We start from the raw sequence: 268 nt of genomic DNA, 5'->3' as shown, positions 1-268 counted from the left end.
GGGCAAGGGCGCTGCGGCCGTCGGGGCTCGGGTCGAGCGCCACGATGGCGGCCATCACCGCGGCATAGGTCAGGCCCGGCCAGATGGCGGCGAGACTGTTCGACAGGACCGCCGCCCAGGATTCCAGATCCGGCGCGAGAGGCCGCATCAGGAGATGCACGGCGAGCGTCGCCACCGCCGTCTGCACCGCCACGCGCAGCGCATGGCGGCGGCTGGACATGATCCGGTAGGCGGCAAACTGGAACACGATCCTCTCCTTCGGCACGAC

The 268-nt window shown here is 70.9% G+C and carries 1 protein-coding gene; it reads right to left on the bottom strand.

The window, feature by feature from the left end:
* Positions 1 to 247, bottom strand: a 247-nt coding sequence (locus tag RG959_RS24245; protein WP_342799312.1) for a hypothetical protein, incomplete at its 3' end; no start/stop codon positions are given.
* Positions 248 to 268: the final 21 nt, after the last annotated feature.

It is taken from the genome of Domibacillus sp. 8LH, from assembly GCF_038806185.1.
GTDB lineage: Bacteria > Bacillota > Bacilli > Bacillales > Domibacillaceae > Domibacillus > Domibacillus indicus_A.
Note: the sequence above shows the minus strand (reverse complement) of the source record. Positions and strands in the feature narration are given on the sequence as shown.